This window comes from Devosia chinhatensis (genome assembly GCF_000969445.1).
Classification (GTDB): domain Bacteria; phylum Pseudomonadota; class Alphaproteobacteria; order Rhizobiales; family Devosiaceae; genus Devosia; species Devosia chinhatensis.
Map to the genome: position 1 here is coordinate 1,212,196 of NZ_JZEY01000061.1, position 24,706 is coordinate 1,236,901.

The window sequence follows — 24,706 nt, forward strand, 5'->3', positions numbered from 1 at the left end:
TGGGCGCGTCACGCCCTGGCACGGCAAGTCTGGCAGGCGCTTAGCCTGGGGTTCCCATCGGATAGGGGAGGTAGCCGACGAAGCCGGTGAGTTTCCAGCGGCCCTCGACCTTGCGACAGAAATAAAGGGTCTGCCAGTTGAGCCGATCGACGCCACCATCGGCCAGCTTGATTTCGCCGTCGAACTTCTTGTGGGCCACCGCGCGATCACCACTGATCTCGATTTCGGTTAGCCGCGTGGCGCGGTGGATGCCGGCCTCGACGTCCTCGGCATAGGCGACGGCGCGCCCTTCATGAGCCTGGCGCAGCCATTCCTCGCGATAGTGCGCGAGGGTGGGAAAGCTGATGGTCCAGCCATCGGGATTGGCGGTCTTGTTGCCATGCAGGCCCAGGAAATCGTCGGCGACGAAATCGTCTTCCACCATGGACCAGTCGGCATTGACATAGGCCCGGATGTCGCGCGGCACCAGCATGGTCCAGATCGCAGAACGGTCAGGGTCGTCGGCAAAGGGGTCTTGGGAAAGGCTCATCTCGATCTCTTGGGTTTCGGCGCGCTGATGCACGTCCACCATTTCTGTTTCATATTTTCAGCCATGTCATCACGCTGCGACCTCGTGAAAGAGGATGCATGGATACCAATTGCGACATGCTGCGCTTTTCCATCGGCATTGTCTATAATTCATGCGCGATAAAAAGCGTCCGAACGGCCTAGAAATGCGGCAATACGCAAGCGCTTTGGGCATTTTCCGAGGTGGCTTAAATTGGTATTGTGTGGCCGCCGAATGTGTGTTGACATTGCTCAGGGAAGGTGCCTAGTCTTGAAAATCGTTTACACAAACGTCACCGGTCCGCAAGAGGCCGGCGGTCTAATAAGGCAGGGAACATCGTTGCTATGCGGGTAGGCATTATCGGCCTCGGCTACCGTTTGGGCTATCTGGCGCGGGTGTTTTCCCTGGCGCGGGACGATTTCGAAATCGTCGGCTATGTCGATCCTGCCCCGGCCGGCCTGCCCTATACCCAGGAGCATGGCGTCTCCGTCGGAAAGGCCTATGAAAACCTCGACGCGCTGATCGAAGAGGGCAAGCTCGACCTGCTGATGGTCGGTTCGCCCAACCATCTGCACCTCGAACATATCCGCATCGGCCTTGAACGCGGCATTAAGATCTTTGCCGAAAAGCCTGTCGTGACCACGATCGAGGACACGATGGCGCTGGCCGAGCTGATCGGTCAATATGGCTCTGACAGGGTCATGGTGGGTCTGGTGCTGCGCTACGCCCCGCTCTATGTCGATTTGCGCAGGGCGCAGGCCGAAGGTGCGCTGGGGCAGGTCGCCTCCATCGAAGCCTCCGAGCACATCCCGCCCTATCACGGCGCCTTCTTCATGCGCGACTGGCGGCGCTACGAAAAATATGCCGGCAGCTTCATGCTGGAGAAATGCTGCCACGACCTCGATCTCTATAATGGCGTCATGGGCTGTCGCCCGCGCTATGTCGCCAGCTTCGGCGGCCGGCGCAGCTTCACGCCCGACAATGCGCCGCAGGGTTCCGGCGCCAACGACCTCACCGAATATCACCGCAAGCCGTCCGGCTGGCTGGGCTCGGACAAGGTCTTCGACAGCGATGGCGACATCATCGATTTCCAGACTGCCATCGTGCAGTACGAAAACGGTGCGGCGCTGACCTTCCACACCAATCTCAATGTCCCCGACGATTTCCGCCGCTTCGCGGTGATCGGCGCCAAGGGCATGGCGGAGGGCGATTTCGTCCGCAATTACTTCAAGGTCACCGATGCCCGGACCAAGGACCGGATCGCGGACAAGACCTATACGGCCAGCGACCTGTCCGCCCATTACGGTGCCGACGAGCAGATGGCCGAGGATATTCTCAAGCACCTGCATGACGGGGCGCCCCTGCCGGTTTCGGTGACCGACGCGCTCGAAGCTGGATTGCTGGCGCTCAGCATGGACGAAGCCATGCGCAACAAGACCGTGGTGGACATGACTGCCATCTGGACGCGCTTCGACAGCGCGCTCGGACGCAGCTGACAAGGATAGGGACAGGCCGATGACCAGCACCAGAAGCGCCACTCTCTTTGCTCTCGCCCTGCTGGCACCGGCCCTGATCTACATCCTCACGATCGTGGCCTATCCGCTGGTGGACACGATCATCCTCTCCTTCACCAATGCCTCGCTGCGGCCCGATTATGACTTCGTCGGCTGGGCCAATTACGAGCGCATCTTCGGCGCGGGCAATTTTACCGACGTCATCATCCGCACCTTCATCTGGACCTTCTTCTCGGTCGCCCTGAAGATGGTCATCGGCATGTGCGGCGCCGTGCTGCTCAATGCCGCCATTCCCGGCCAGACATTGTTCCGCATCCTCACCATGCCGCCCTGGATCGTGCCGATGGCCATCGGCATCTTCATGTGGGGCTGGATGTATAACGGCCAGTTCGGGATGATCTCGGGCCTGTTGCAGAACCTGGGCCTGACCAATGGCCCGATCGCCTTCCTCGCCTATGGTCACACCGCATTCTGGGCCACCATCGTCACCGACGTGTGGATCGGCGTGCCGATGGTCACCATCTACTTCCTGGCTGCCATGCAATCCATTCCCAAGGACCTGCACGAGGCTGCCTGGACCGATGGGGCCGGACGCTTCTACCGGTTCCGCCGCATCACCGTGCCGCTGATGATCCCGGCCATCGTGACCATGAGCCTGCTCTCGCTCATCGCCACCTTCAATTCGTTTGACATCATCTGGATCCTGACCCAGGGCGGCCCCTCGGGCTCTACCACGACGATGATCATCGACACCTACAAGACCGCCATCGGCAGCCGCAAATACGGCGAAGGCGCAGCCCGTGCCGTGGTGATCTCGATCTTCGTGACGATCTTCTGCCTCGTCTACTTCCGCGCCGTGCGCAAGCTCCAGCAGGGAGAAGCCAAATGAGTGACGTCGCCCGCACCACCGAGATCGCCGCAGCCGACAGCAAGGTCAGTGTCAAGCCGCAGCGTCGCCTCTGGTCTGCCTCCAAGCCGATGATCGACCGCTACAAGTGGTACGAAGTCCTGGCGCTCTATGTCGGTATCGCGATCTTCCTGTTCTTCGTGCTGGCCCCGTTCATCGAAGGCTTCCTGGTCTCGCTCAAGCCCTTGGCGCAGCTCTTCTCGCGGCCCTATAGCTTCATCCCCAAGAACGGCTCCTTCGACGCCTATGTCAGCATGTGGTCGTCCGTGCCGATGCTGGGCATGCACATCTTCAATTCGTTCTTTATCTCGACCGTCGTCACCCTGATCGTGGTCGCGATCGTGGTGCCCGCCGCCTATGCCTTTGCCCGGTTCAACTTTGCCGGCGCGGGGCTGATGCTGGCCGGGTTCCTGGCGGTCAACATGTTCTCCGGGGCTGTGTTGCTCATCCCGCTCTTCCGCCTGATGCGCACGCTGGGCCTGCTCAACACCTATTGGGCCATGATCGTGCCGGGTGCGGCCTTCCTCATCCCGTCCTCCATCTGGCTGCTGCGCACCTATATGCTGCGCATTCCGCGCGAGCTGGACGAGGCCGCCTGGGTCGACGGGGCATCGCGCCTCTATACGCTGCGCCGGGTCATCCTGCCGCTGGCCATGCCGGGCATCGTCGTGGTCGCCATCATGACCTTTATCGGCGCCTATGCGCAGCAATTCATCTTTGCGCTGACCTTCAATTCCCGCACCGAATTCATGCCGCTGCCGATCGGGCTCTTCGCCTTCTTCGGCAAGCAGGAAGTGGTCTGGAACGAGCTGATGGCGGCGTCTTTCGTCGGAATCCTGCCGGTCATGATCGTCATCGTGTTCCTGCAGCGCTATCTCGTCGCCGGGCTGACCGCAGGCGCCGTGAAGCAGTAATGGGCCCGAGGGGGCCCGCATCAAGGGAGACTATAATGCACAAGACTATCGGTTTGATGGCCGTATCCGCGCTGGCGCTGGCCAGCGCCGCGACCGGCGCCTTTGCCCAGGACGTGAAGGAAATCACCTTCATCAATTGCGGCGACGAGCTCACTGCCGGCTATGCCGACTACTTCGCCGAATGGGAAGCCGAAAATCCCGGCTTCAAGGTCGTCCCCGAAGTCGTGGGCTGGGGCCAGTGCCAGGACAAGGTGACGACGCTCGCCGCTGCCGGCACCCCGGTTTCGCTCGCCTATGTCGGCTCGCGCACCCTCAAGCAGTTCGCCATGAACGACCTGATCGTGCCCGTGCCGATGAGCGACGAGGAAAAGGCCTCCTACTATAATTACGTTCCCGACACAGTGACCTTCGATGGCACCCAGTGGGGCGTGCCGGTGGCTTTCTCGACCAAGGCCTTCTTCTGGAACAAGGACCTGTTCGAGGAAGCCGGCCTCGACCCCGAGACCCCGCCCAAGACCTGGGAAGAAAAGATCGCTTTCGCCAAGCAGATCACCGAAAACACCGACGCCGCCGGTTATGGCCTAGTCGCCAAGACGTTCGACAACACGATGCACCAGTTCCTGCATTGGGTTTACACCAATAACGGCCAGATCATCGATGCCGATGGCAACATCACCATCAACTCGCCGCAGGTGCTGGCCGCCCTCCAGGCCATCAAGGACATCGTGCCCTATTCCGAAGAGGGTCCGACTGCCTATGAGCAGAACGAAGTCCGTGCCATCTGGCTCGATGGCGGTGTCGCCATGATCGAAGCCTCGGTTGGTGCGGCTCTGCGCGCCGAGGAAGCCGGCATGAACTGGGGCGTTACCACCCTGCCGCTCGGCCCCGACGCCCAGGGCCCGGGCACCTTGCTGATCACCGACGCCCTTGCCGTGTTCAAGGGCACCGGCGTCGAGGAGCAGGCAACCAGCCTTGCCAAGTTCATCACTGCCCCCGAGCGTCAGTGGGCGGCCGAAATGGCGCAGGGCCTGACCCCGCTTCGTCCTCTCGAACCCCAGACGGCCGAACTGGTCGCGGCGACCCCCTATTGGGAGCCCTTCCTGACCTCCATCGAATTCGGTGGTCCCGAGCCGCTGTTCAACGACTATATCGGCCTGCAGAACGTGATGATCGAAATGGTCCAGTCCGTCGTGACCGGTGCCGCCGAGCCGCAGGCTGCGCTCGATACTGCCGCTGCCGAGCTCGAGCAGTACAAGTAAGGTCCTCCCAGACCTCCGCCGCCGCCCGCAGGGGCGGCGGCACACCCATCCCCCGCATCGCCGGAGACGCGAACCATGTCGCAATTGAGCCTCAAGCGCCTCGAAAAGTCCTTCAACGAAGCCCGTATCATCAAGGGCATCGACCTGGACGTGTCCGAAGGCGAATTCGTGGTCTTTGTCGGCCCCTCGGGCTGCGGCAAGTCCACCCTGTTGCGGATGATCGCCGGGCTCGAAGACGTCTCCGAGGGCCAGATCGAGATCGGCGGAAGGGTGGTCAACGACCTGCCGCCGGTGCAGCGCGGCATTGCCATGGTGTTCCAGTCCTATGCGCTCTACCCGCATATGAGCGTCTACGAAAACATCGCCTTTCCGCTGCGCGTCGAAAAACTGCCCCAGACCGAAGTGGACGCCCGGGTTGCCGCTGCCGCCAAGGTGCTCCAGCTCGAATCCCGCCTGCAGCATCGCCCCGGCCAATTGTCGGGCGGCCAGCGCCAGCGCGTCGCCATCGGCCGCGCCATCGTGCGCCAGCCCAAAATCTTTTTGTTCGACGAGCCGCTTTCTAACCTCGACGCCGCTTTGCGCTCGGAAATGCGCATCGAATTGATGGAGCTGCACAAGCGGCTCGGGTCGACCATGATCTACGTGACCCATGACCAGGTCGAAGCCATGACCATGGCCGACAAGATCGTCGTGCTCGATGCCGGCACCATTTCCCAGGTCGGCTCGCCGCTCGACCTCTATCACCGGCCCGACAATCTCTTCGTCGCCGGCTTCATCGGCAGCCCGAAAATGAACTTCATTTCCGGCACCGTCCGCTCGGCCAATGGGTCGCGCGCGCTGATCGATCTGGGCTCGCTGGGCACCATCGAATTGCCGCGCACCAGCACGGCAATTGCCGGCCAGAGCGTAACACTGGGCATCCGTCCCGAGCATCTGGGGCTTGGCGCCGGTGAATTCACGCTGGAAACGACACCCAATATCGTCGAACAGCTGGGGATTCACACCATCACCTATTCGACCCTTCCGGGGGGAGAGAACTTCATCGGGCTGTTCGAGGGAAATCCCGAGCTGACCGATGGCCAAAGCGTGCAGATGAATTTCGCCATCGACAAGGTCCACCTGTTCGACGCCAGAGGCCTGGCCGTGTACTAAGCCGGCACGCAGCCGGTGAGGGGAGGCACGATGCTCGATATCGTAGGTTTGTTGCAGACCGAGAAGGACACCTTCACGCGCTCCGAGCGGGCCCTGACCGAAATCGTGCTGAGCGATGCCGACAGCGTGCTCAAGATGTCCATCGTGGACCTTGCCGCGCAGGCCGAAGTCTCGCCGCCCACCGTGACCCGCTTTTGCCGGCGTCTCGGCTGCGACAGCTATGCCGACTTCAAGGTGCGCCTGGCCCAGTCGCGGTTCGTCGGGCAGCGCTATTTCGCACCGGCCTCGGGCCCAAGCTCGGTGCGCGAAATCGCGCAAGGGGTTGTCAACGGCATCCAGTCCACCGTCTACGAAACCTTCGAGACCTGTGATTTCGACGCGGTGGAGCGGGCAGCAGAGACACTGGTCAAATCCAAATACATGCTCTCCTTCGGTTCGGGAGGCTCATCGTCCATGCTGGCCATGGAGGCCGAAGCGCGCTTCTTCCGGCTCGGCCTCAAGGTCGCATCATCCACCGACCATCAGGTACAGATGATGCGCGCCGCCGCGGCAGCGCCCGGTACGGCCATCATTGCCTTCTCGCTCTCCGGCAACAACCTGCCGCTCGTCAAGGCGCTGGCCATTGCCGGCGAGTATGGCCTGCCGCGCGTGGTCATGTCGCGCGCCGGCTCCGCCATGGCCGATCAGGCCGACGTGTTCCTGCCCGTCACCTGGCGGGAAAACCAGGATATCCTGCGGCCCACGCCCGGTCGCTACGCCTTTCTCGCCAATCTCGACATTCTGGCCCAGACCATGGCCACGCGGCTGGGCGGCTCGGCCATTGCCGCGATGCGCCGCATCAAGCACCAGCTCGTCGTCAACCGTGACGGGGATGATGCCCAGCCCTTGGGGGATTGAGGGCTTCTCTCATGCCACGCTCCGCTCCTTCGTCCTGCCCCCGCGCCCGGACGAAGACCTCCAAATCGCCATAGCTTCAGGACTTTGCCAATGTCATTTTCCCTCGTCACCACCTGGTCGCCTGCCACCGAGCAGGAGCCGCTGGGCTATGGGCTTGAACTGACCAATCATGGCGACACGCCCATCGCCAATTTCCAGCTCGGCTTTTCCGGGCCCGCCCGCATCGATCCCCATGCCACGCTCGAAAACGGCAAGCTGCTCAAGCGCCTGTCCAATCATACCCTGATCGCGCCGCCCGATGGCTTCGTGCTGGAGCCCGGCCAGACCTGGACGGCGACGGCCCGCGGCCTATCCTATGGTCTGCGGCATTGGAGCGACGGCGCCAATTCGGCCTATCTCGTGCTCGAGGGGGGCGATATCGTCTCCCTCGTTACCGCTCCCACCCAGGGCAAGGGGCATAACGCGCCCCTGCTCAAGGGTGCGGCCCGGTTCCACGTGCCGGCCAAGGCGCCGGTGGCCCATTCGATCATTCCCTGGCCCAACCATGTCGCCACGACGGGCAGCCGCATCGCCCCGGTCGGGCTCGACCTCAAGCCCGAGGGCGAACTGGCCATTCGCGCCGCCGACGCCTTTGCGGACCTGACCGCGGAACTCTTTGCGGTGGAAGCCATCGTCCGCCCGGCCTCCGAGGGCGGCATGCCGGTCCATGTCACCGAAAAGGCAGGGCTGGGCGCGGAAGCCTATGAGATCGCATTTTCCGAAAACAGCGCCGGCGTTTCCGCCTCGACCCATGCGGGCCTCTTTTATGGCCTCGTGACCCTGGGGCACATGCTGCGCGGCGCCCGGCACTATCCGGGCACCTTTACCTGGCCTAGCGGGGGCGTGATCAATGACGCGCCCGGCTTTGCCTTTCGCGGCAGCCATCTCGACGTGGCGCGCCAGTTCTATACCGGTGCCGAAGTCAGCCGCCTGATCCGCATCATGGCCTGGAACAAGATGAACAAGTTCCACTGGCACCTGACCGAGGACGAGGCCTGGCGGCTCGAGATCGACGCCTATCCGGCCCTGACCGAGATTGCCGCCTGGCGCGGCCATGGCAAGGCCCTGCCGCCGCTGCTCGGCTCGGGCCCGCAGCCCACGGGCGGCTATTATTCGAAGGACGTGGTGCGTGAGATCGTGGCGCTGGCAGACGATCTGGCCATCGCCATCATCCCCGAAATCGACATGCCGGGGCATTTCTATGCCGCGCTTCAGGCGCTGCCCGAACTGCGCGACCCCGGTGAGCAGGGTGAGTACCAGTCGGTTCAGGGTTTTCCCAACAACAGCCTCAATCCCGCGCATGAGCCGGTCTATACCTTCGTCGAGACAGTGATCGACGAGACGCTGGAGCTGTTCCCGGCTGGTATTTTCCACCTTGGCGCGGACGAAGTGCCGCTGGCCGCCTGGTCCGGCTCGCCGCTGGCGCTCGACATGATCGAAAAGATGGCCGGCCCGGCCATGCGCGCCAAGCATGAGGCCCAGTTCAACCAGCTGGGCAATCACCATGGCGCCGACGAGATCGAGGGCTCGCCCACGGCGATCCTCCAGGCCGAATTCATCCGGCGCGTGCACGGCTATATCGCGTCCAAGGGCGCCATAACCGGCGGTTGGGAAGAAGCCGCCCATGGCGATGCGGTGGCCAAGGACAAGGCCTATGTCATCGGCTGGCGCAATGTGGAGATCAATGCCGCTCTGGCCGAGCGCGGCTTCGACATCGTCGTCTCCCCCGGCCAGCGCTATTATCTCGACATGGCCAATGGCGTGTCCTGGGCGGAGCCGGGCGCTGGCTGGGCCGGGTGGTCGGGCCCGCAGGAAACCTATGAGTTCGAGGCCAGAGACGGATTTTCGGAGGAGGGGCTCAAGCATCTTCTGGGCATCCAGAGCTGTATCTGGTCCGAAAGCATGACCGATCGCGCCATCTTCGACCGTCTGGTCTTCCCGCGGCTGTCGGCCATTGCCGAAGCAGGATGGACCCTGCCCGAGCGCAAGAGCTGGGAACGGTTCAAGGCCTTGGTGGGCCTGATGCCGATCATGTACGGCCATTACGAAGAAAAGCTCTAGGACCCCGGGCCGGGCGCAGCATCAGTGCGCCCGGTTCTCCGCATTGCGCTTGCGCGTGGCGGCAGCCTTCTTGGCCGAGGCCGAGCGGTCCGCGGCGCTGCGGCTGGCCGAAGCCGCCCCCCCTTTCTTGCCACCTTTGTGCGCGGCAGGGTGACCGGTCTTCGCGCCACGGCCGGAGCCGGATTTCTTGCCGCCACCATCATCCTTGTTGACGCTGGCCCAGGCGCGGCTTTCCGCTTCCTCGTGGGAGACGCCGCGCTTTTCGTAGCTCTCCTCGATATGCTCGGCCTTGCGCTTCTGCTTGTCGGTATAAGCGCCCTTGTCTCCCTGGGGCATGATCACACCTCCTGAAAAAGAACCATGGCCGACGCGGGTGGGACAAGGGTTCCATCCGCCTGAGGCGGACTGGAGCGAGAAACCGGAAAAACCGTCTCCATGCCCTATGCCACCGTGTCCGGTTGACGCGCGCCGGCCTTTCCGAGCAACGGTGCCGCAAGCCCGCTGTTGCCTCTGCGCCGTTCACAAATCCTGGGCGCGGGGCAGGGGACGGCTGAGATAGGGGGAGCTGGCCAAACAGAATCGCCAGGGCGCCTCGGCATTCTTGGTGATGCCGATCCGGGGCGTCGTGGCCACGAGAGACCTTTGCGGTGCGGGCTGAAGAGCGAACGGCGGCAGGTCGAGCCGCGCGCCATTGTGCTGCATGTTAATCCCCAGCGCCTGGGCCAGCTTGCCCGGTCCCGAGCATAATTGCCGGAGCCCGACACCGCCCCGTCGTTCGGTCATGGCCTCAATGCCTGCGCGTGGCTCGATGGCACGGATCAGGACGGCGCTGCCGGTGCGGCAGACGACGTTCAGGCAATAATGGATGCCGTAGATCTTGTAGACATAGGCGTGGCCAGCGGGACCGAACATCGCCGCGTTGCGCAGGCTGGGGCCGCGAAAGCTGTGCGATGCAGGATCGGTTTCATCATAGGCCTCGACCTCGACGATCCGACCGCCGATGCCGTCGACCAGAAGTCCCGCCCCGACCAGGTCGTGACTGACATCAAGTACGGGGCGGTCGAAAAAGCTTAGATCGAGCATGGCCGTCATTTGGCCTGAATCGGCCGCGATGGGAAATCGGCAATGCGGGGGAAACACATGCTTGATCATCTGCGCGCGGGTCTGGTGGGCTTCGGGCTTATCCTCCTGGCCATCCTTCCGGCGCATGCGCGTCCACTTTGCACGCTTCTTGCCGATGCCGAGAGCCGGGCAATCCTGCTGTCCGAGGGCGATTGCGATAGCCGCGTGACGCCGGCCTCGACCTTCAAGCTGCCGCTGGCAGTCATGGCGTTCGATGCAGGCATCATCACCTCGCCAAGCGCGCCGAGGCTGTCATTCACCCCAGGCGACCCGGACTGGAACCCTTCCTGGCGCCAGGACACCGACCCCGAAATGTGGATGAAAAACTCGACGCTCTGGTATTCTCAACGGCTGGCCGAGGCGCTGGGGCAGGAAAGGCTGAGTGCCTATGCGCTGAGCTTTGGCTATGGCAATGGCGATTTCTCCGGCGATCCGGGGCGGAACAACGGGCTCGAGCGCGCCTGGGTCTCCTCATCGCTCCAGATCTCCCCGGTTGAGCAGGCCAGCTTCATGACGGCGCTGCTGCAAGGCCAATTACCCGTCGCTAGGCAGGCGGCAGAGGGCGCGCTGGGGCTGCTTGAAACCGCTGGACATGTCGATGGCTGGCAGATCCGCGGCAAGACCGGGTCGGCCTATCCGCGTCGGGCAGACGGAAGTTTCGATTATGCCAGCGGCTGGGGGTGGTATCTGGGCTGGGCCGAAAAGAATGGACGGCGGCTGGTCGTGGTGCGGCTCAACCAGGACGAGGCCCGTCACCAGACCAGCGGCGGCCTTCGGGCCCGCGACGAAATACTGGAGCACTGGACGGCGGTGATAGCGCGGGCGGGCCTGTGACATCGCGACCGCGCTTTACAGGAAACCTTCGGCCGCCCAAGGTGTTCGGCCCGAACAGCGTTCAACAAGGAGAGTGTGATGCAGGGCCCCGAGGCAGTGATCGATTTCTGGTTCGTCGAGCATGGCTATGACGACTGGTTTGCTGGCGAGCCCGCGTTCGATACCAAGTGCCATCGCTTTGCCGACCTGCACGCCGAAGTAGCGCGCGGCGAGGCCTGGGCCTGGCGCGAAAGCCCCGAAGGCCGACTTGCCGAACTGATCCTGCTCGACCAGTTTTCCCGGCAATTGCATCGGGGCAAGGCGGAGGCCTTCGCGCAGGACAAGATGGCCCTGGCGCTCGCCCAGGAAGCCGTTGCCGGCGGGTACGACATGGCGGTCGACAAGGACTGGGTCATGTTCTTCTACATGCCTTATATGCACGCCGAGTCACTGGTCATCCAGGACGAGGGGGTGAAGCTCTTCGAGGCTCTGGGCAATGCGGATGCTCTCAAGTTCATGATCGAGCATCGCGATACCATTGCCCGTTTCGGACGCTTTCCCTTCCGCAACGAGGCCCTGGGTCGGACGAGCACACCGCAAGAGCATGCCTATATGCAGGAGCGGGACGGCCGGTCCTTCTGACCGCAACTCTTCCTTTCCGGGGCCGTTGTGCCAGAAAGGAGAACTGTTATGGATACAGTCGGTCCCAGCATCTGGCTTATCGCCCTCACCATCGGCGTCGTCATTCTCGGCGTCGCAGTGGTCTATGGCATTATGCGCAATCGAACGCGCACCCTTTCCGAACGGGTCACCACCGAGGTGGAAACAAAGCGCGAATATGCCCGCGAGGATCGCGACGCGCGCTAAGAAAAAGGGGCACCGAAGCGCCCCTTTCCTTTAGGCCACCAGACCCTTGGTGAGTTCCAGGGCCTGCCGCTCGAACAGGCGGCGATAGATCCCCTTATCCAGCCGGATCAGGGCGTCGTGATCACCTTCCTCGACAATCCGGCCCTTGTCGAAGACGAGAAGCCGGTCAAGCGCCCGGACCGTTGACAGGCGATGGGCAATCACCAGGGTCGTCCGACCCACCATCAGGCGCTCCATCGCGTCCTGGATCATCACTTCGCTCTCGCTGTCGAGGCTCGATGTCGCCTCGTCGAGGATAAGCACGGGATTGTCGGCGAGGAAGGCCCGGGCAATCGCCACCCTCTGTCTTTCGCCCCCGGAAAGCTTGACGCCGCGCTCGCCCACCATGGTCTCGTATTGCTTGGGCAGCGACATGATGAAGTCATGCGCATTGGCCTGTCGCGCCGCCTCGATGATCTCGGCACGGCTGGCCTCGGGCCTGGCATAGGCGATGTTTTCTGCCAGCGTGCGATGGAACAGGATCGGCTCCTGCTGCACGATGGCGATCTGGGCGCGCAAACTGGCCTGCTGTACATCGGCAATGTTCTGCCCATCGATCGAGATCGTGCCATCCTTCACGTCGTAGAGACGCTGGATCAGCTTGACGAACGTGGTCTTGCCCGATCCCGAATGGCCGACCAGCCCCACACGCTCGCCCGGCTTGATGTCGACCGAAAAATCCCGATAGAGCGGGCTGGCATGGGCACCATACTGGAATGTGACGGTGTCGAAGCGGATGTGACCTTTTTCAATGACAATGGGTCTTGCCCCGGCCTTGTCGGCAATGCCCAGGTTCTGGTCATGCAGATGCACCAGTTCTTCCATGTCGTTGACCGATTTCTGCAGGTTGCGGATGTGCTGGCCCACGTCCCGCAGGTGTCCCTGCAAGAGGAAGAACATGGTCAGAACGAAGGTGATGTCGCCGGCACTGGCCGAGCCGCTCTGCCACAAGAGCAGCGCCGTGCCCAGGATCGCGGTCTGCATGGCGACCATCATCACGCCCTGAATGCCGCCGTTGAACGTGCCGCGCCGCCAGGTGCGCCGTGTCCGCTTGCGCCACTTGGCGACGACCCGGTCGAGCAGGCCATCCTCGCGCGTTTCCGCGCCGAAGGCCTTGACCACGCTGTTGCAGCTGACCGCATCGGCCAATGCTCCTCCGACCTTGGTGTCCCAGGCATTGGAGAGGGTGGCGGCCGGCGCCACGAAACCGACCGAGAGCCAGACCGTGACGACGATATAGATCAGCGATCCCAACCCGACGACCAGGCCCATGACCGGCCAGGACGAGCCCAGGATCACCGTTGCGCCCACCAGCATCACCACCGAGGGCAGCAGCGAGAGCAGGAGCGTATCGTTGAGCAGGTCGAGTGCCCACATGCCGCGGGTGATCTTGCGCACCGTCGAGCCGGCAAAGCTGTTGGCGTGCCAGTCGGTGGAGAAGCGCTGCACACGATGAAAGCCCTGGGCGGCGACGTCGCTCATCATCTTGAGGGTCAGCGGGATGAGATTGAGAAAGACCAGCTGGCGCAGGGCCACCGAGGCCAGATAGAGCCCCGACATCAGCCAGAATGCCGATAGCGCGACATCCCAGCCGCCCTGGCCGGATGCGACGGCATCGACAAGCCGTCCGGCAAAAACCGGGCTCATGGCTTCTGCCAGCGTTGCGGTCAGGACAAGGGCTGCAATACCGGCAATGCGGACAGGTTGCCTTGCCCAATGGCGAAAGGTGAAGCCGAGCACGTTCTTAAAGGCATCGGCACGAAAATAGAGCTTCTTGCGACTCATTGGATTATCCGGTTCCGTTTCCGGAGCCCGGTTCCTTCAAGCAATAAAATGAATGGCAGCACCCGCCCCGGGCGGCGCATGTCCCCGAAAAGGACCCAGCTATGCTGCAAGGAGGCGGGAATACCGCAGGCGGCAGGCCAATGGCGCATGCCGGCGGGGCGAGAAATCTAAGGTCGTTTCTTGCCCAGGGGGAAAGCGAACATCAATGCTGTCATGCAACGCCTCCCTGCTCGATAAAATACAGCGGCGGACGGTTTGTAACCAAACCGTCCGCCCTTGCCAATGGCGTTTATCAGCACAAGGCCGCTCCTGATGCAGACGCGCCACAGGAAAGCGCGGGGCGGCCGATGGCAACGCCTCGGCGATCCATTGCCCGCCTGGCCCCCAGTGGCAGGCGGCAATGGAAGCTCCTAGTCAGCCTTGCGCGCGCCGGGGGCGGCAAGGCCATGGGTCTGAAGCTGCGCATAGCCCAAGGCGCTGGCGAAAGTGGCGAAGATCAGAAGAACGGCTGCGACGATGACGGTGATGCTCATGAAAGCCTCCTGTGGATGGCTCCTGCTGTCGCATCCTGGCCGCCACGCAGCTTTGATCTGGGTCAACCGATTTTACGAATTGGCCGGGTGGCGCCCGGCGAAACGGGGCGATAGGCTCCGCGCCAATGATTCAAGAGCAGAGGCACAGTCCCGTGAGCCATTCCCCCATCGATCCGAACAAGCTCGACAAGCTCGGCGAGGTCGCCATCAAGGTCGGCCTGCAATTGGCAGAGGGCCAGGACCTGATCATCACCGCGCCGATGACCGCCGCGCCTTTGGTGCGCCGCATCACCGAGCATGCCTACAAGGCCGGCGCCGGTGTCGTGACCACGATCTATTCGGACGAGGAAACCACTTTGTCCCGCTTCCGCCACGCCAAGGATCACAGTTTCGACCGCGCGGCGGGCTGGCTTTATTCGGGCATGGCCGAGGCCTATCGCAACAATGCCGCGCGGCTGGCCATTTCCGGCGACAATCCGATGATGCTGGCCGATCAGGACCCCGACAAGGTCAGCCGCGCCAATCGCGCTAATTCGGCGGCCTATCGCCCGGCGCTGGAACTGATCACCGGCTTCGACATCAACTGGAACATCGTCTCCTATCCGACGCCCAACTGGGCCAAGCTGGTGTTTCCAAACGATCCCGAAGACGTGGCGATCGGCAAGCTGGCCGACGCGATCTTTGCCGCCTCGCGCGTCGACCAGGATGATCCCATCGCCGCCTGGACGGCGCATAACGCCAACCTCAAGGCGCGCTGGACCTGGCTGAACGGCAAGAAGTTCGCGGCTCTCAAATATAAGGGGCCGGGCACCGATCTGACGGTCGGCCTGGCCGATGGGCATCGCTGGAAGGGTGGCGCTTCGGAGGCCAAGAACGGCATTACCTGCAATCCCAATATTCCCACCGAGGAAGTGTTCACCACGCCGCACCGCCTGCGCGTCGAGGGTACGGTCGCGGCCACCAAGCCGCTCAGCCACAACGGCACGCTGATCGAGAATATCCAGGCGCGGTTCGAGGAAGGCAGGCTGGTCGAGCTCAAGGCCACCAAGGGCGAGAACGTGTTCAACAAGGTGCTCGACACAGATGAAGGCGCCCGGCGCCTGGGCGAAGTGGCGCTCGTGCCGCATTCTTCGCCCATTTCGGCGTCCGGCATCCTTTTTTACAATACGCTCTATGACGAGAATGCCAGCTGCCACATCGCCATGGGCCAGTGCTACGCCGATTGTTTCGACGATGGCAAGGCGCTGAGCCAGGACCAGATTTTCGCGCAGGGCGGCAACAAGAGCCTCATCCATATCGACTGGATGATCGGCTCGGACCAGGTGGATATCGACGGCATCCATGCCGATGGCACCAGCGAGCCCGTCATGCGCAAGGGCGAATGGGCCTTCTGAGGCTGGCCCTTTCCGGTGACCGGCCGTTCGGTTGAGGGCTGGTCACCGCCAGGGATTATTCGCCCTTCATGTCGAGAAATTCGTCGGCGCTGAGCACGATCCTGTGGTCGATGGCGCCGATCTCGGCGCTGTCCTTGCCCTTGTAGTCGGCGCCGTGCAGCACGGTGCGGATGGCGTTGAGGCGCAGCCTCTTCTTGTCGTTGGCACGGATCACGGTCCAGGGCGCATGCTTGCTGTCGGTACGGCGCAGCATCTCGTCCCGGGCTTTCGAATACGCGTCCCAGAGGTCGAGTGCCTTGAGATCGACGGGAGAGAGCTTCCAGGTCTTGAGCGGATCGTGGCGGCGGTCGTGGAAGCGGCTGAGCTGCATCTCGCGGCCGATCGAGAGCCAGAACTTGACGAGGCGTATGCCGTCATTGGTCAGGCGCTTTTCAAATTCGGGGGCCTCCGAGAGGAAGCGCTCGGTCTGTTCGGGCGTACAAAAGCCCATCACCGGTTCGACGCCGGCGCGATTGTACCAGGAGCGGTCGAACAGCACCATCTCGCCCGCAGCCGGCAGCCATTCCACATAGCGCTGGAAATACCATTGCGTGCGCTCGCGGTCATTGGGCTTGGGCAAGGCAGCGATGATGTTGAAGCGCGGATTGAGATTTTCCAGGAAGCGCTTGATCGTGCCGCCCTTGCCGGCAGCGTCGCGACCTTCGAAAATGATGACGGTGCGCGTTCCCGCCTCGGCCATATGGGCTTGATGCAGCACCAGCTGCTTTTGCAGCGCATACATCTGCGTGTCATACTCGTCGCCATCCAGCTTGTCCGCATACGGAAAGCCGCCCGAAGCGAAGGCGGCCTTCTTGATGGCCTTGGGCAGGTTGGGATCGTTTATGTCAAAGCCGTCAACGGGGTCGGTCACACTGTCTCTCCATCGTCATATTGAGCGTGCTATGAAGCCGGCTTGCTTGCAAGAGGCGGGGGAGGCCCCGTGAGTCGACGACCCGAAATGGACGATCCCCTACCTTCCCCGCCATTGACCCCTGTGCAGACAGTGCTGACCCGGCTGATTGGCTATGGCGCACTCCTGGCCGGGCTGGCAGGTATCATTGCCGGCTTCGTGCTCCTGGGCGATCTGCGGCCCGATATCGCGCTTCTGGGCCTTCTGGCCGCAATCGTGCTGCTGGCGCTTTTGCCCCTGCCGGTCGTGACCGTGACGCAAACGAATGGTGAACACTTGCCTGTGGTGCGCCAGGAGCAATCCGTCGCCGCCTTCGCCGAGGCCCTCGCCGATCCCTGTTTCGTGCTCGACCGTCGCGGCACCGTGCTCTACGGCAATGCGCCGGGTGCCCGGCAATATCCCGGCCTGCTGCCGGGACGGGTGATGACGCTGGTGCTGCGCAATCCCGATCTGGTCGCGGCCATCGAAACCGCCAGCCGGACCGGAGAGGCGCGCAGCTTCGAACTCCACGAGACGCTTCCGGCCGAAACTTGGGACAAGGTGGTGGTGGCGCCCTTGCATCGGGCGGACCAGGACTGGCTGACGGACGACGGCCGACAGATGCTGGTGACGTTTCAGAGCCTGACCGAGCTCAAGCGTGTCGATGCCATGCGGGCCGATTTCATCGCCAATGCGAGCCACGAATTGCGCACGCCGCTGGCCTCGCTCATGGGTTTTATCGATACGCTTTTGGGGCCTGCCGCCAAGGATGCCGCGGCGCGCGAGAAATTCCTGGGCATCATGCGCACGCAGTCGGACCGCATGAGCAGGCTGATCGACGATCTGCTCAGCCTCTCGCGCATCGAAATGCACCAGCATGTACGACCCACCGGATCGGTCGATCTTTCCTCATTATTGCGCGAAGTCCGGGAAGGGCTCCAGACCCAGGCCAAGGCCGCCGAGATGGACGTGGTGATCACCCTGCCCCAGGAAAAGGTGACGGTGACCGGCGATCGCGGCCAGCTCTACGAAGTGTTCGAAAATCTCATCGACAACGCCATAAAATACGGCGGCACCGCCAAAACGGTCGAGGTGACCCTGTCCAGCGTCGAACGGGCGGGCCTCCACCACCTGGTGACGGTGGTCGACCACGGGCCCGGCGTCGAACCCGAACACGTGCCGCGCATGACCGAGCGCTTTTACCGGATCGATGCCGAAACCAGCCGGAAGAAGAAAGGCACCGGATTGGGCCTGGCCATCGTCAAGCACATTATCCAGCGCCATCGCGGGCAATTGACCATTCGCAGCCGTGCCAATCCCGGCGAAGGGCTGCGCGTCGAAGTGCTGCTGCCCTAGCTGGCGTGACGCTCGCAACCTTTCGAACCAAGAGGCCGCAGCGCGATCTCAACAAACTCGATGGATGCGGCAGCAAAAAGGGCGCCTCGCGGCGCCCGTTTTCATATCGACCGATCGCGTTTCAGCGACGCTTCTTGTCCATCTGGTGATAGGCGCGGCGCGAGTGAAACTCGCAATAGGGGCCGCTCTCCTGGCTATGCTGGCCGCAGAAATAAAAATCCTTAGTCAGCGGATCGCCGATCGGCCACTTGCAGGTGTGCTCGTTGAGTTGCAGCAGATTGAGGCGCTTGTCCTCGGGAATGAACAATTCCTGCGTTGCGGGGGCGACATAAAGCTCGGTTTCCATGGCCGGCGCCATGGCCAGCGCCGTGGCGCCCATGACCTGCGGACGCGGCATGCTGCTGGCGGCCGGACGCGGCTTGGCGCTGACATGGCTCATGCCCGCCGAAGGGCTCACAACCCGACGGGCGGCCGGGCGGGGTGCCGGACGGGCGCGCGGCGCAGTATTGGTGGGCTTGGCCCGGGCAGACAGTTTCAGGCGATGAACCTTGCCGATCACGGCATTGCGGGTCACGCCTTCTCCGAGCTCTCCGGCAATCTGGCTGGCACTGAGGCCTTCCATCCAGAGCTTCTTCAAAAGTTCGACGCGCTCGTCAGTCCAGCCCGCCGCTTGTGCTCCTGAAACCATCGTCAAAACAGAATCCTTCATTGTGCTGCCAAAAACGCTCTGGCAACTTTTAGAATCTACAGCTCGTATGTTGAGCGGGTCCGCCGCACGAGATGTCGTGCCCCCAACGCCTCGGAGATTACGCCATGGCAGGAATCAGGATCAAGAGTCGGGGGCGATTTTCCCCGTTTATTCATTGGTTAAGATTGTCCTAACAAACCTTGAGTCAAATCAGCGGCTTGGCTGTGTCTCATTGACTTTCATGGTCATTTTCGCCTAATTCCGATGGCGAAAACGCGCTGCCGAACGGCGCGTTTTTGTCTTTTGTGGCAGCTTTGCCACACAGGTCTTCAACGACTTTCCAAGAGAGGAATTTCATCATGTCTGCGCTCTATGGCACCTATGCCCGGTCCGATCTCGCCTTTGAGCGGGGCGAGGGCATGCGCCTATACGACCAGCATGGCCGAGATTACCTCGATTTCCATTCCGGGGTGGCCGTGAACGCACTCGGCCATGGCGATGCCCATCTCGTCAGCGCCCTCAAGGCAGCGGCCGACAAGGTCTGGCACACGGCCAATACCTTCACCATTCCCGAGCAGGAGCGGCTGGGCCAGCGACTGGTCGACGCGACTTTCGCCGATGCCGTGTTCTTTACCAATTCCGGCGCCGAGGCGCTCGAATGCGCCATCAAGACTGCCCGGCATTACTTCTGGGCCAAGGGCCAAGAAGACCGTTTCGAGGTGATCGCCTTCACCGGCTCCTTCCATGGCCGGACCCTGGGCACGATTGCCGCAGGCGGTAATCCCGATTACCTGCAGGGTTTCGGTCCCGCAGCGCCCGGGTTCAAGCATGCCAGCCCGGGTGACCTCGAGAGCGTCAAGGCGCTGATGAGCCCGCAGACCTGCGCCATCCTGATCGAGCCGGTCCAGGGCGAAGGCGGCGTGACGGCGATGAGCACCGAGTTCATGCAGGGCCTGCGTGAACTGTGCGATGAGAACGACCTGCTGCTGATCCTCGACGAAGTGCAGTGCGGCTTCGGCCGGACCGGGCGGTTCTTTGCCTTCGAATGGTCCGGCGTGACGCCGGACATCGTGGCCGTGGCCAAGGCCATCGGCGGCGGCTTTCCGCTCGGCGCCTGCCTTGCCAAGGGCGATGTGGCTGCGTCCATGGTCCCCGGTACCCACGGCTCGACCTATGGCGGCAATCCGCTGGCAACTGCCGTCGGCAATGCCGTGCTCGATCGGATTCTGGCGCCTGGCTTCCTGAACCAGGTCAATGCCATGGGGCAGAAACTGACCTGGCATCTGCAGCAACTGGCGCAGAAATATCCCGACCACGTGCTCGAACTGCGCGGCAAGGGTCTGCTTTCCGGCATCAAGATCGCGACGCCGGTGCGCGACATGGTTTCCCGCCTCAGGGACAATCACGGTCTGCTCACCATGAGCGCGGGCGAGAACGTGCTGCGCCTCCTGCCGCCGTTGATCGTGTCCGAGGCCGATATCGAAGAGGCGATCGAAAAGATCGGCGCCGCCTTCGAAGCCATCGACGCCGAAACCGCCACGCCGGCCGAAGGGTCCTGATGTATCTGACCTTCTACCATTTCGGACGCCGCCGAAGCTTCTGACAGGATTTGTTAGCCGTCATCAGTCATGCTGGCGGCATTGATCCCAATTCGTGAAGCGTCAATAAAAGGAGCCCGGCCATGAAGACCGGCACCCCAAGGCATTTTCTGTCCATCGACGATTTCTCCTATGCCGAACTGCGCGGCATGCTCGACCAGGCCGGCGCCCTCAAGGCGCGCCTCAAGGACGGCGATCGTCCCAAATTGCTCGACGGCAAGGTCCTCGCCATGATCTTCGAGCGCCAGTCTACCCGCACCCGCGTCAGTTTCGACGTCGGCATGCGCCAGCTGGGCGGCGAAACCATCATGCTGTCCGGCCAGGAAATGCAGCTCAGCCGCGAGGAAACCTTGGCCGATACCGCCCAGGTGATGAGCCGCTATGTCGATGCGATCATGATCCGCATCCTCAGCCACGCCGATCTGCTCGATCTGGCGGAGAACGCCACCGTGCCGGTGATCAACGGCCTGACGCGGCGCGCCCATCCCTGCCAGATCATGGCCGACCTCATGACATTCGAGGAACATCGCGGCGATATTTCCGGCGCCAAGGTCGCCTGGGTCGGAGACAGCAACAATGTGCTGCATTCCTGGGTCAATGCGGCCGAATTGTTCGGTTGCGAGCTGACCATTGCAACGCCCGAGGAATATAGCCCCGAAAAGGACCTCATGGACGACATCCGCCGGGCCGGCAACGCCGTCAGGCTGATCGAGGATCCGCGCGAAGCCGTCGAGGGCGCAGACCTGGTTATCACCGATACCTGGGTGTCGATGGGCGACGTCGACGCCGCCGAGCGCCGTCGGGTCTTGAAACCCTATCAGGTCAACACCAATTTGATGGCCTTGGCGAACAAGGACGCCCTGTTCATGCACTGCCTGCCCGCCCATCGAGGCGACGAGGTGACCGACGAGGTGATCGACGGGCCTCAATCGGTAGTGTTCGACGAGGCCGAAAATCGCCTCCATGCCCAGAAAGCCGTTTTGTGCTGGGCCTTTGGAATAGAGACGAACTGACGCTTGGCCTTGTGCGGTTTTCTGGCGGCGCCCTTCCTCCCGGATTGGCGCCGCTGGTTTGCACATTGCCCGGCTGGCGCGTCGCGATTGCGGAGGCTAGCCTAAGGAAAGACCAAGACATGACCACGGAACCGACCATGACCGAGAACCTGCTCTCCGCCCTGGGCCTTGACCGCCCCGAGTCCGGGGACGATGCCGTGGTGCCGTTCACGCTCGACAAGCTCGATACCCGCGGCCGCGTCGTGCGCCTCGGCGCAGCGCTCGACACCATCCTGTCCCGCCACGATTATCCGCTGCCGGTCGCCCGCCTCTTGGGCGAGGCGGTGGTGTTGTCGGCGCTGATCGGATCGTCGCTCAAGTTCGAGGGTCGTTTCATCCTCCAGACCCAGACGGATGGCCCTGTGAACCTGATCGTCGTGGACTTCGACGCGCCCGACGGCATGCGCGGCTATGCCCGCTTCGACCAGGATGCCTTGGTCAAGGCTGCCGAGTCCGGCAAGACCAGCCCGGCGGACCTGTTGGGCAATGGCCATCTCGCCTTGACCATCGACCAGGGCCAGCATATGGAGCGCTACCAGGGCATTGTCGCCCTGCAGGGCAATTCGCTCGAAGAGGTCGCGCATACCTATTTCATGCAGTCCGAGCAGATTCCGACCCAGGTGCGCATGGCCGTCGCGCAGATGAGCACCAAGGGAGACCATCGCCCCCGCTGGCGCGCCGGTGGCCTGCTGATCCAGCACCTGCCGGCCAGCGGCATGGGCGTCATGGCCGATCTGCCGGGCAATGGCGATTTCAACGATCCGGCCATGGCCGATCCCGATTTCGTCGAAGCCGATGGCTGGTCGGAGGCCAAGGCGCTGCTGGGCACGGTGGGCGATCTTGAGCTGGCAGACCCCGATCTGTCGCCCGAGCGGTTGCTGTTCCGGCTTTACCATGAGACCGGCGTCCGGGTGTTTCCACCCCAGACCCTGGAAGAGCGCTGCACCTGCTCGGTCGATCGCATCGAGGACATGCTGGCCAACAGCTTCTCGGACGAAGAGCGCCAGGAAATGGCCGTGGACGGCGAAATCGAGGTGGTGTGCGAATTCTGCTCCAGCGCCTATCGATTCAATCCTCACCAGTTCCAGAACTGACCCGTCCTGGCAGTGTCTTTTTCCGGCACTGCCAGTGACTTGCCAATAGACCGACAAATGGGCAGACTGCCTGCGTTCTGACGGCGCGGGGGGTGCCGACATGGCTGCCGGCCTGAAGCCGAGCATCGAGGGCGATCCGTTCCGGACCAGTGCCGCTGACCTGTTGGCACCGGTTCATCCCGCCTGCCCTTGCGAACCTGTCACCAGAGAGCTGCGCTTGGACCTGCGCGCGAGACGGCGTCGAGGCAGGTCATGTCGGACACGCTGAGCCTCATGACGGCATTGATCGGTGCCGACGGTGATCCACAAGATGCGTCCGCTCTTTTGGACGAGGCTTTGCTGGCCGAGGTCGACCCGCTGCATTTTTGTGCCCTCTATCTGCGGCTGGATCCGGCACTTGTCATGGAGCGGGCAGCGGCGTGGCTGGGCCTGGCCTTCTACGCCACCCTGCCGCCTCTGGCGCTGCCAACGCTCGCCCCGACCCGGCTCGAGGTTCTCGCAGAGGTGCGGATGTTTCGCATGCGCATGGCGGGCACCGAAATCGCCTTTGCGGCACCGGATTTTTTCGGGCTGCTGCGTCTGCGCAAGGTTTATGAAAGTAATCCGGAACTGCGCCGCCATGTCTGCATCGTGCCGCAGGCCCTGCTGGGCGACTTGCTGGTCCAGGCTGCCGAGGAGGCGCTGGTCGATGGGGCGCGGCAGACGCTGGCCAAATCCTGGCCGCATGCAGCCGCCCAGCTCGACCTGACCCGCCCAGTGCGGTGGAGCTTTGCCATCGGCCTGATGCTGCTTGTGGTGATGGCGCTGCTGGCGCCCCTGGCCGAAGAAATGCTGCTGCTGCCGATCTGGGTGCTTCTGGTGGTCGCGCCGATCCTCTTGCGGATGGCCATGCTGCTGACACCGAATACGCCCCCCTTTGTGGCCCCTAAAGGCGGCTTCGAAGACGACTTGCCGCTCTATACCATTCTCGTCCCCCTGCGCGACGAGGCCAATATGGTGGGCCAGCTCTGCGTCAGCCTGGGTCGCCTCGATTACCCGCGCGAGAAGCTCGAAATCCTCTTCGTGGTGGAGAGCCGCTCACCCGATACGATTGCCGCCGTGCGCGAGCGCCTCCATGATGCAAGGTTCGGCCTTGTCGTGGTGCCCGATGCGCCGCCACGAACCAAGCCGAAGGCGCTCAACTTTGCGTTGCCGCTTTGCCGCGGCGAGTTCGTCGTTGTCTTCGATGCCGAAGACCGGCCCGAGCCTGGGCAATTGCGGCAGGTGGTGGCCCAGTTCCGGCAGCAGCCGGACGTCCACTGCATCCAGGCTCGCCTGGTCATCGGCAATGGCACGCAAGGGCCGCTGGCGGCTCTGTTTGCCGGCGATTATGCGGGTCTCTTCACCGTTACCCTGCCGGCGCTGGCCCGCTGGGGCGCGGTCATGCCGCTGGGTGGCACGTCCAACCATTTCCGGCTGGCGACCCTTCGGGAGCTCGGTGGCTGGGATGGCTTCAACGTGACCGAGGATGCCGACCTGGGCGTTCGGCTGGCGCGCCGCACCCTGCGCACCGCGACCAGCGCCAGCGTGACTTACGAGGATGCGCCCACCAATCTCAAGGTCTGGCTGGGACAGCGCACCCGGTGGATGAAGGGTTGGCTTCAGACCTTCGCGGTTCACAATCGCCGGCCGCGACGCTTGCTGGCCGATCTGGGATGGCGGGCCTTCTGCCTGTTTCAGGTGACGATCCTGGGCATGGTGCTGGCGCCCTTACTGCACACCGCCTTTGCCGGGATGCTCGCCTTTCGGTTGATCACCGGGACGCCATCCGAGCCCGTCACCAGCTCTTGGGCACTGGCGTGCCTCGTCATTTTTGCCTGTGGCTATGGTCTTGCCAGCGCCACCAATTTCATCGGTCTATCGCGGACCGCGCAATCCGGACTCGGCGTGGTGCAACTGCTTCTGCCGGTTTATTGGCTCCTGGTGGCCTTTGCCACGCTGCGGGCCATGGTCGAATTTCTCCATCGCCCCTTCCATTGGTGGAAGACACCCCACCAGGTGACCCGGCCGCCGCAACCCAGACCGCCTCGGGATCAAAGGCCTGTTGCCGTTCCGAGTGCCGAATGATCGCAAGCGTCACCAATTAAGGAGGATGGCGGCGCTGATCA

At 62.9% G+C, this 24,706-nt stretch carries 24 protein-coding genes; 16 read left to right on the top strand and 8 right to left on the bottom strand.

The window, feature by feature from the left end:
• Positions 1 to 40: 40 nt before the first annotated feature.
• Positions 41 to 529: a hypothetical protein gene (locus VE26_RS16290; protein ID WP_046106472.1), complete on the bottom strand. Its 489-nt coding sequence runs from the start codon at positions 527 to 529 to the stop codon at positions 41 to 43.
• A gap of 362 nt (positions 530 to 891) precedes the next feature.
• On the opposite strand from VE26_RS16290, the gene VE26_RS16295 reads away from it, so the two are divergent.
• From VE26_RS16295 to VE26_RS16325, 7 genes are all read left to right on the top strand, one after another.
• A complete protein-coding gene (locus VE26_RS16295; protein ID WP_046106154.1) occupies positions 892 to 2,043 on the top strand; it encodes a Gfo/Idh/MocA family protein in 1,152 nt (383 codons plus the stop codon).
• 19 nt (positions 2,044 to 2,062) lie between these two features.
• Positions 2,063 to 2,950 carry a carbohydrate ABC transporter permease gene (locus VE26_RS16300; RefSeq protein ID WP_046106155.1) on the top strand — a complete coding sequence of 296 codons (888 nt, stop codon included), beginning with the start codon at positions 2,063 to 2,065 and terminating at the stop codon, positions 2,948 to 2,950.
• Between the two features lie 89 nt (positions 2,951 to 3,039).
• Entirely contained in the window at positions 3,040 to 3,882 is an 843-nt protein-coding gene (locus tag VE26_RS16305) for a carbohydrate ABC transporter permease (protein WP_046106473.1), read from the top strand.
• A 56-nt stretch (positions 3,883 to 3,938) separates the two neighbouring features.
• A complete protein-coding gene (locus VE26_RS16310) occupies positions 3,939 to 5,141 on the top strand; it encodes an extracellular solute-binding protein (RefSeq protein WP_046106474.1) in 1,203 nt (400 codons plus the stop codon).
• Between the two features lie 75 nt (positions 5,142 to 5,216).
• Entirely contained in the window at positions 5,217 to 6,293 is a 1,077-nt protein-coding gene (locus VE26_RS16315; protein ID WP_046106156.1) for an ABC transporter ATP-binding protein, read from the top strand.
• A 30-nt stretch (positions 6,294 to 6,323) separates the two neighbouring features.
• Positions 6,324 to 7,190, top strand: a complete 867-nt coding sequence (locus VE26_RS16320; RefSeq protein ID WP_046106157.1) for a MurR/RpiR family transcriptional regulator — start codon at positions 6,324 to 6,326, stop codon at positions 7,188 to 7,190.
• A 90-nt stretch (positions 7,191 to 7,280) separates the two neighbouring features.
• A complete protein-coding gene (locus VE26_RS16325; protein WP_046106158.1) occupies positions 7,281 to 9,290 on the top strand; it encodes a beta-N-acetylhexosaminidase in 2,010 nt (669 codons plus the stop codon).
• Between the two features lie 21 nt (positions 9,291 to 9,311).
• Here VE26_RS16325 and VE26_RS16330 read toward each other — a convergent pair whose 3' ends face one another.
• The gene (locus tag VE26_RS16330; RefSeq protein WP_046106475.1) at positions 9,312 to 9,626 is read right to left on the bottom strand and encodes a hypothetical protein; all 315 of its coding nucleotides are present in this window, start codon (positions 9,624 to 9,626) and stop codon (positions 9,312 to 9,314) included.
• A gap of 183 nt (positions 9,627 to 9,809) precedes the next feature.
• Positions 9,810 to 10,373, bottom strand: coding sequence for a DNA-3-methyladenine glycosylase (locus VE26_RS16335; RefSeq protein WP_046106476.1), 564 nt, complete (start codon positions 10,371 to 10,373; stop codon positions 9,810 to 9,812).
• Positions 10,374 to 10,430: 57 nt separating this feature from the next.
• Here VE26_RS16335 and blaOXA point away from each other — a divergent pair, with 57 nt between their 5' ends.
• The 3 genes from blaOXA to VE26_RS18135 all read left to right on the top strand — a co-directional run bounded on the left by blaOXA (position 10,431) and on the right by VE26_RS18135 (position 12,092).
• On the top strand, positions 10,431 to 11,246 hold the full coding sequence (blaOXA, locus tag VE26_RS16340; RefSeq protein WP_046106159.1) for a class D beta-lactamase: 816 nt from the start codon (positions 10,431 to 10,433) through the stop codon (positions 11,244 to 11,246).
• 78 nt (positions 11,247 to 11,324) lie between these two features.
• Positions 11,325 to 11,867, top strand: a complete 543-nt coding sequence (locus VE26_RS16345; RefSeq protein WP_046106160.1) for a DUF924 family protein — start codon at positions 11,325 to 11,327, stop codon at positions 11,865 to 11,867.
• A 48-nt stretch (positions 11,868 to 11,915) separates the two neighbouring features.
• The gene (locus VE26_RS18135; protein WP_160297861.1) at positions 11,916 to 12,092 is read left to right on the top strand and encodes a hypothetical protein; all 177 of its coding nucleotides are present in this window, start codon (positions 11,916 to 11,918) and stop codon (positions 12,090 to 12,092) included.
• A gap of 30 nt (positions 12,093 to 12,122) precedes the next feature.
• On the opposite strand, the gene VE26_RS16350 is transcribed toward VE26_RS18135, so the two are convergent.
• Both VE26_RS16350 and VE26_RS18735 read right to left on the bottom strand, forming a co-directional pair.
• Positions 12,123 to 13,916: an ABC transporter ATP-binding protein gene (locus VE26_RS16350; RefSeq protein ID WP_046106161.1), complete on the bottom strand. Its 1,794-nt coding sequence runs from the start codon at positions 13,914 to 13,916 to the stop codon at positions 12,123 to 12,125.
• Positions 13,917 to 14,326: 410 nt separating this feature from the next.
• Positions 14,327 to 14,449 (bottom strand): hypothetical protein, encoded by a 123-nt coding sequence (locus VE26_RS18735; protein ID WP_280136898.1) that lies wholly within the window; start codon positions 14,447 to 14,449, stop codon positions 14,327 to 14,329.
• 125 nt (positions 14,450 to 14,574) lie between these two features.
• Between VE26_RS18735 and VE26_RS16355 the strand changes: the two genes are divergently transcribed.
• Positions 14,575 to 15,843 (top strand): aminopeptidase, encoded by a 1,269-nt coding sequence (locus tag VE26_RS16355; protein WP_046106162.1) that lies wholly within the window; start codon positions 14,575 to 14,577, stop codon positions 15,841 to 15,843.
• A gap of 55 nt (positions 15,844 to 15,898) precedes the next feature.
• Here VE26_RS16355 and ppk2 read toward each other — a convergent pair whose 3' ends face one another.
• Positions 15,899 to 16,753: a polyphosphate kinase 2 gene (gene ppk2 / locus VE26_RS16360; RefSeq protein ID WP_046106163.1), complete on the bottom strand. Its 855-nt coding sequence runs from the start codon at positions 16,751 to 16,753 to the stop codon at positions 15,899 to 15,901.
• Positions 16,754 to 16,822: 69 nt separating this feature from the next.
• Between ppk2 and VE26_RS16365 the strand changes: the two genes are divergently transcribed.
• Complete coding sequence (locus VE26_RS16365; protein WP_152658880.1) at positions 16,823 to 18,127, top strand: sensor histidine kinase; 1,305 nt, start codon at positions 16,823 to 16,825, stop codon at positions 18,125 to 18,127.
• Positions 18,128 to 18,248: 121 nt separating this feature from the next.
• On the opposite strand, the gene VE26_RS16370 is transcribed toward VE26_RS16365, so the two are convergent.
• Together VE26_RS16370 and VE26_RS18740 are read right to left on the bottom strand one after the other, a co-directional pair.
• Positions 18,249 to 18,815 (bottom strand): GcrA family cell cycle regulator, encoded by a 567-nt coding sequence (locus VE26_RS16370; protein ID WP_046106477.1) that lies wholly within the window; start codon positions 18,813 to 18,815, stop codon positions 18,249 to 18,251.
• A gap of 229 nt (positions 18,816 to 19,044) precedes the next feature.
• A complete protein-coding gene (locus VE26_RS18740) occupies positions 19,045 to 19,176 on the bottom strand; it encodes a hypothetical protein (RefSeq protein ID WP_280136899.1) in 132 nt (43 codons plus the stop codon).
• Here VE26_RS18740 and VE26_RS16375 point away from each other — a divergent pair.
• The 4 genes from VE26_RS16375 (at position 19,175) to VE26_RS17270 (ending at position 24,665) form a co-directional block, all read left to right on the top strand.
• The gene (locus VE26_RS16375) at positions 19,175 to 20,374 is read left to right on the top strand and encodes an aspartate aminotransferase family protein (RefSeq protein WP_046106165.1); all 1,200 of its coding nucleotides are present in this window, start codon (positions 19,175 to 19,177) and stop codon (positions 20,372 to 20,374) included. The genes VE26_RS18740 and VE26_RS16375 overlap by 2 nt on opposite strands.
• 122 nt (positions 20,375 to 20,496) lie before the next feature.
• On the top strand, positions 20,497 to 21,426 hold the full coding sequence (argF, locus tag VE26_RS16380; protein ID WP_046106166.1) for an ornithine carbamoyltransferase: 930 nt from the start codon (positions 20,497 to 20,499) through the stop codon (positions 21,424 to 21,426).
• Positions 21,427 to 21,545: 119 nt separating this feature from the next.
• Positions 21,546 to 22,559, top strand: a complete 1,014-nt coding sequence (locus VE26_RS16385; RefSeq protein WP_342018458.1) for an Hsp33 family molecular chaperone — start codon at positions 21,546 to 21,548, stop codon at positions 22,557 to 22,559.
• Between the two features lie 252 nt (positions 22,560 to 22,811).
• A complete protein-coding gene (locus tag VE26_RS17270) occupies positions 22,812 to 24,665 on the top strand; it encodes a glycosyltransferase (protein WP_052715970.1) in 1,854 nt (617 codons plus the stop codon).
• Positions 24,666 to 24,706: the final 41 nt, after the last annotated feature.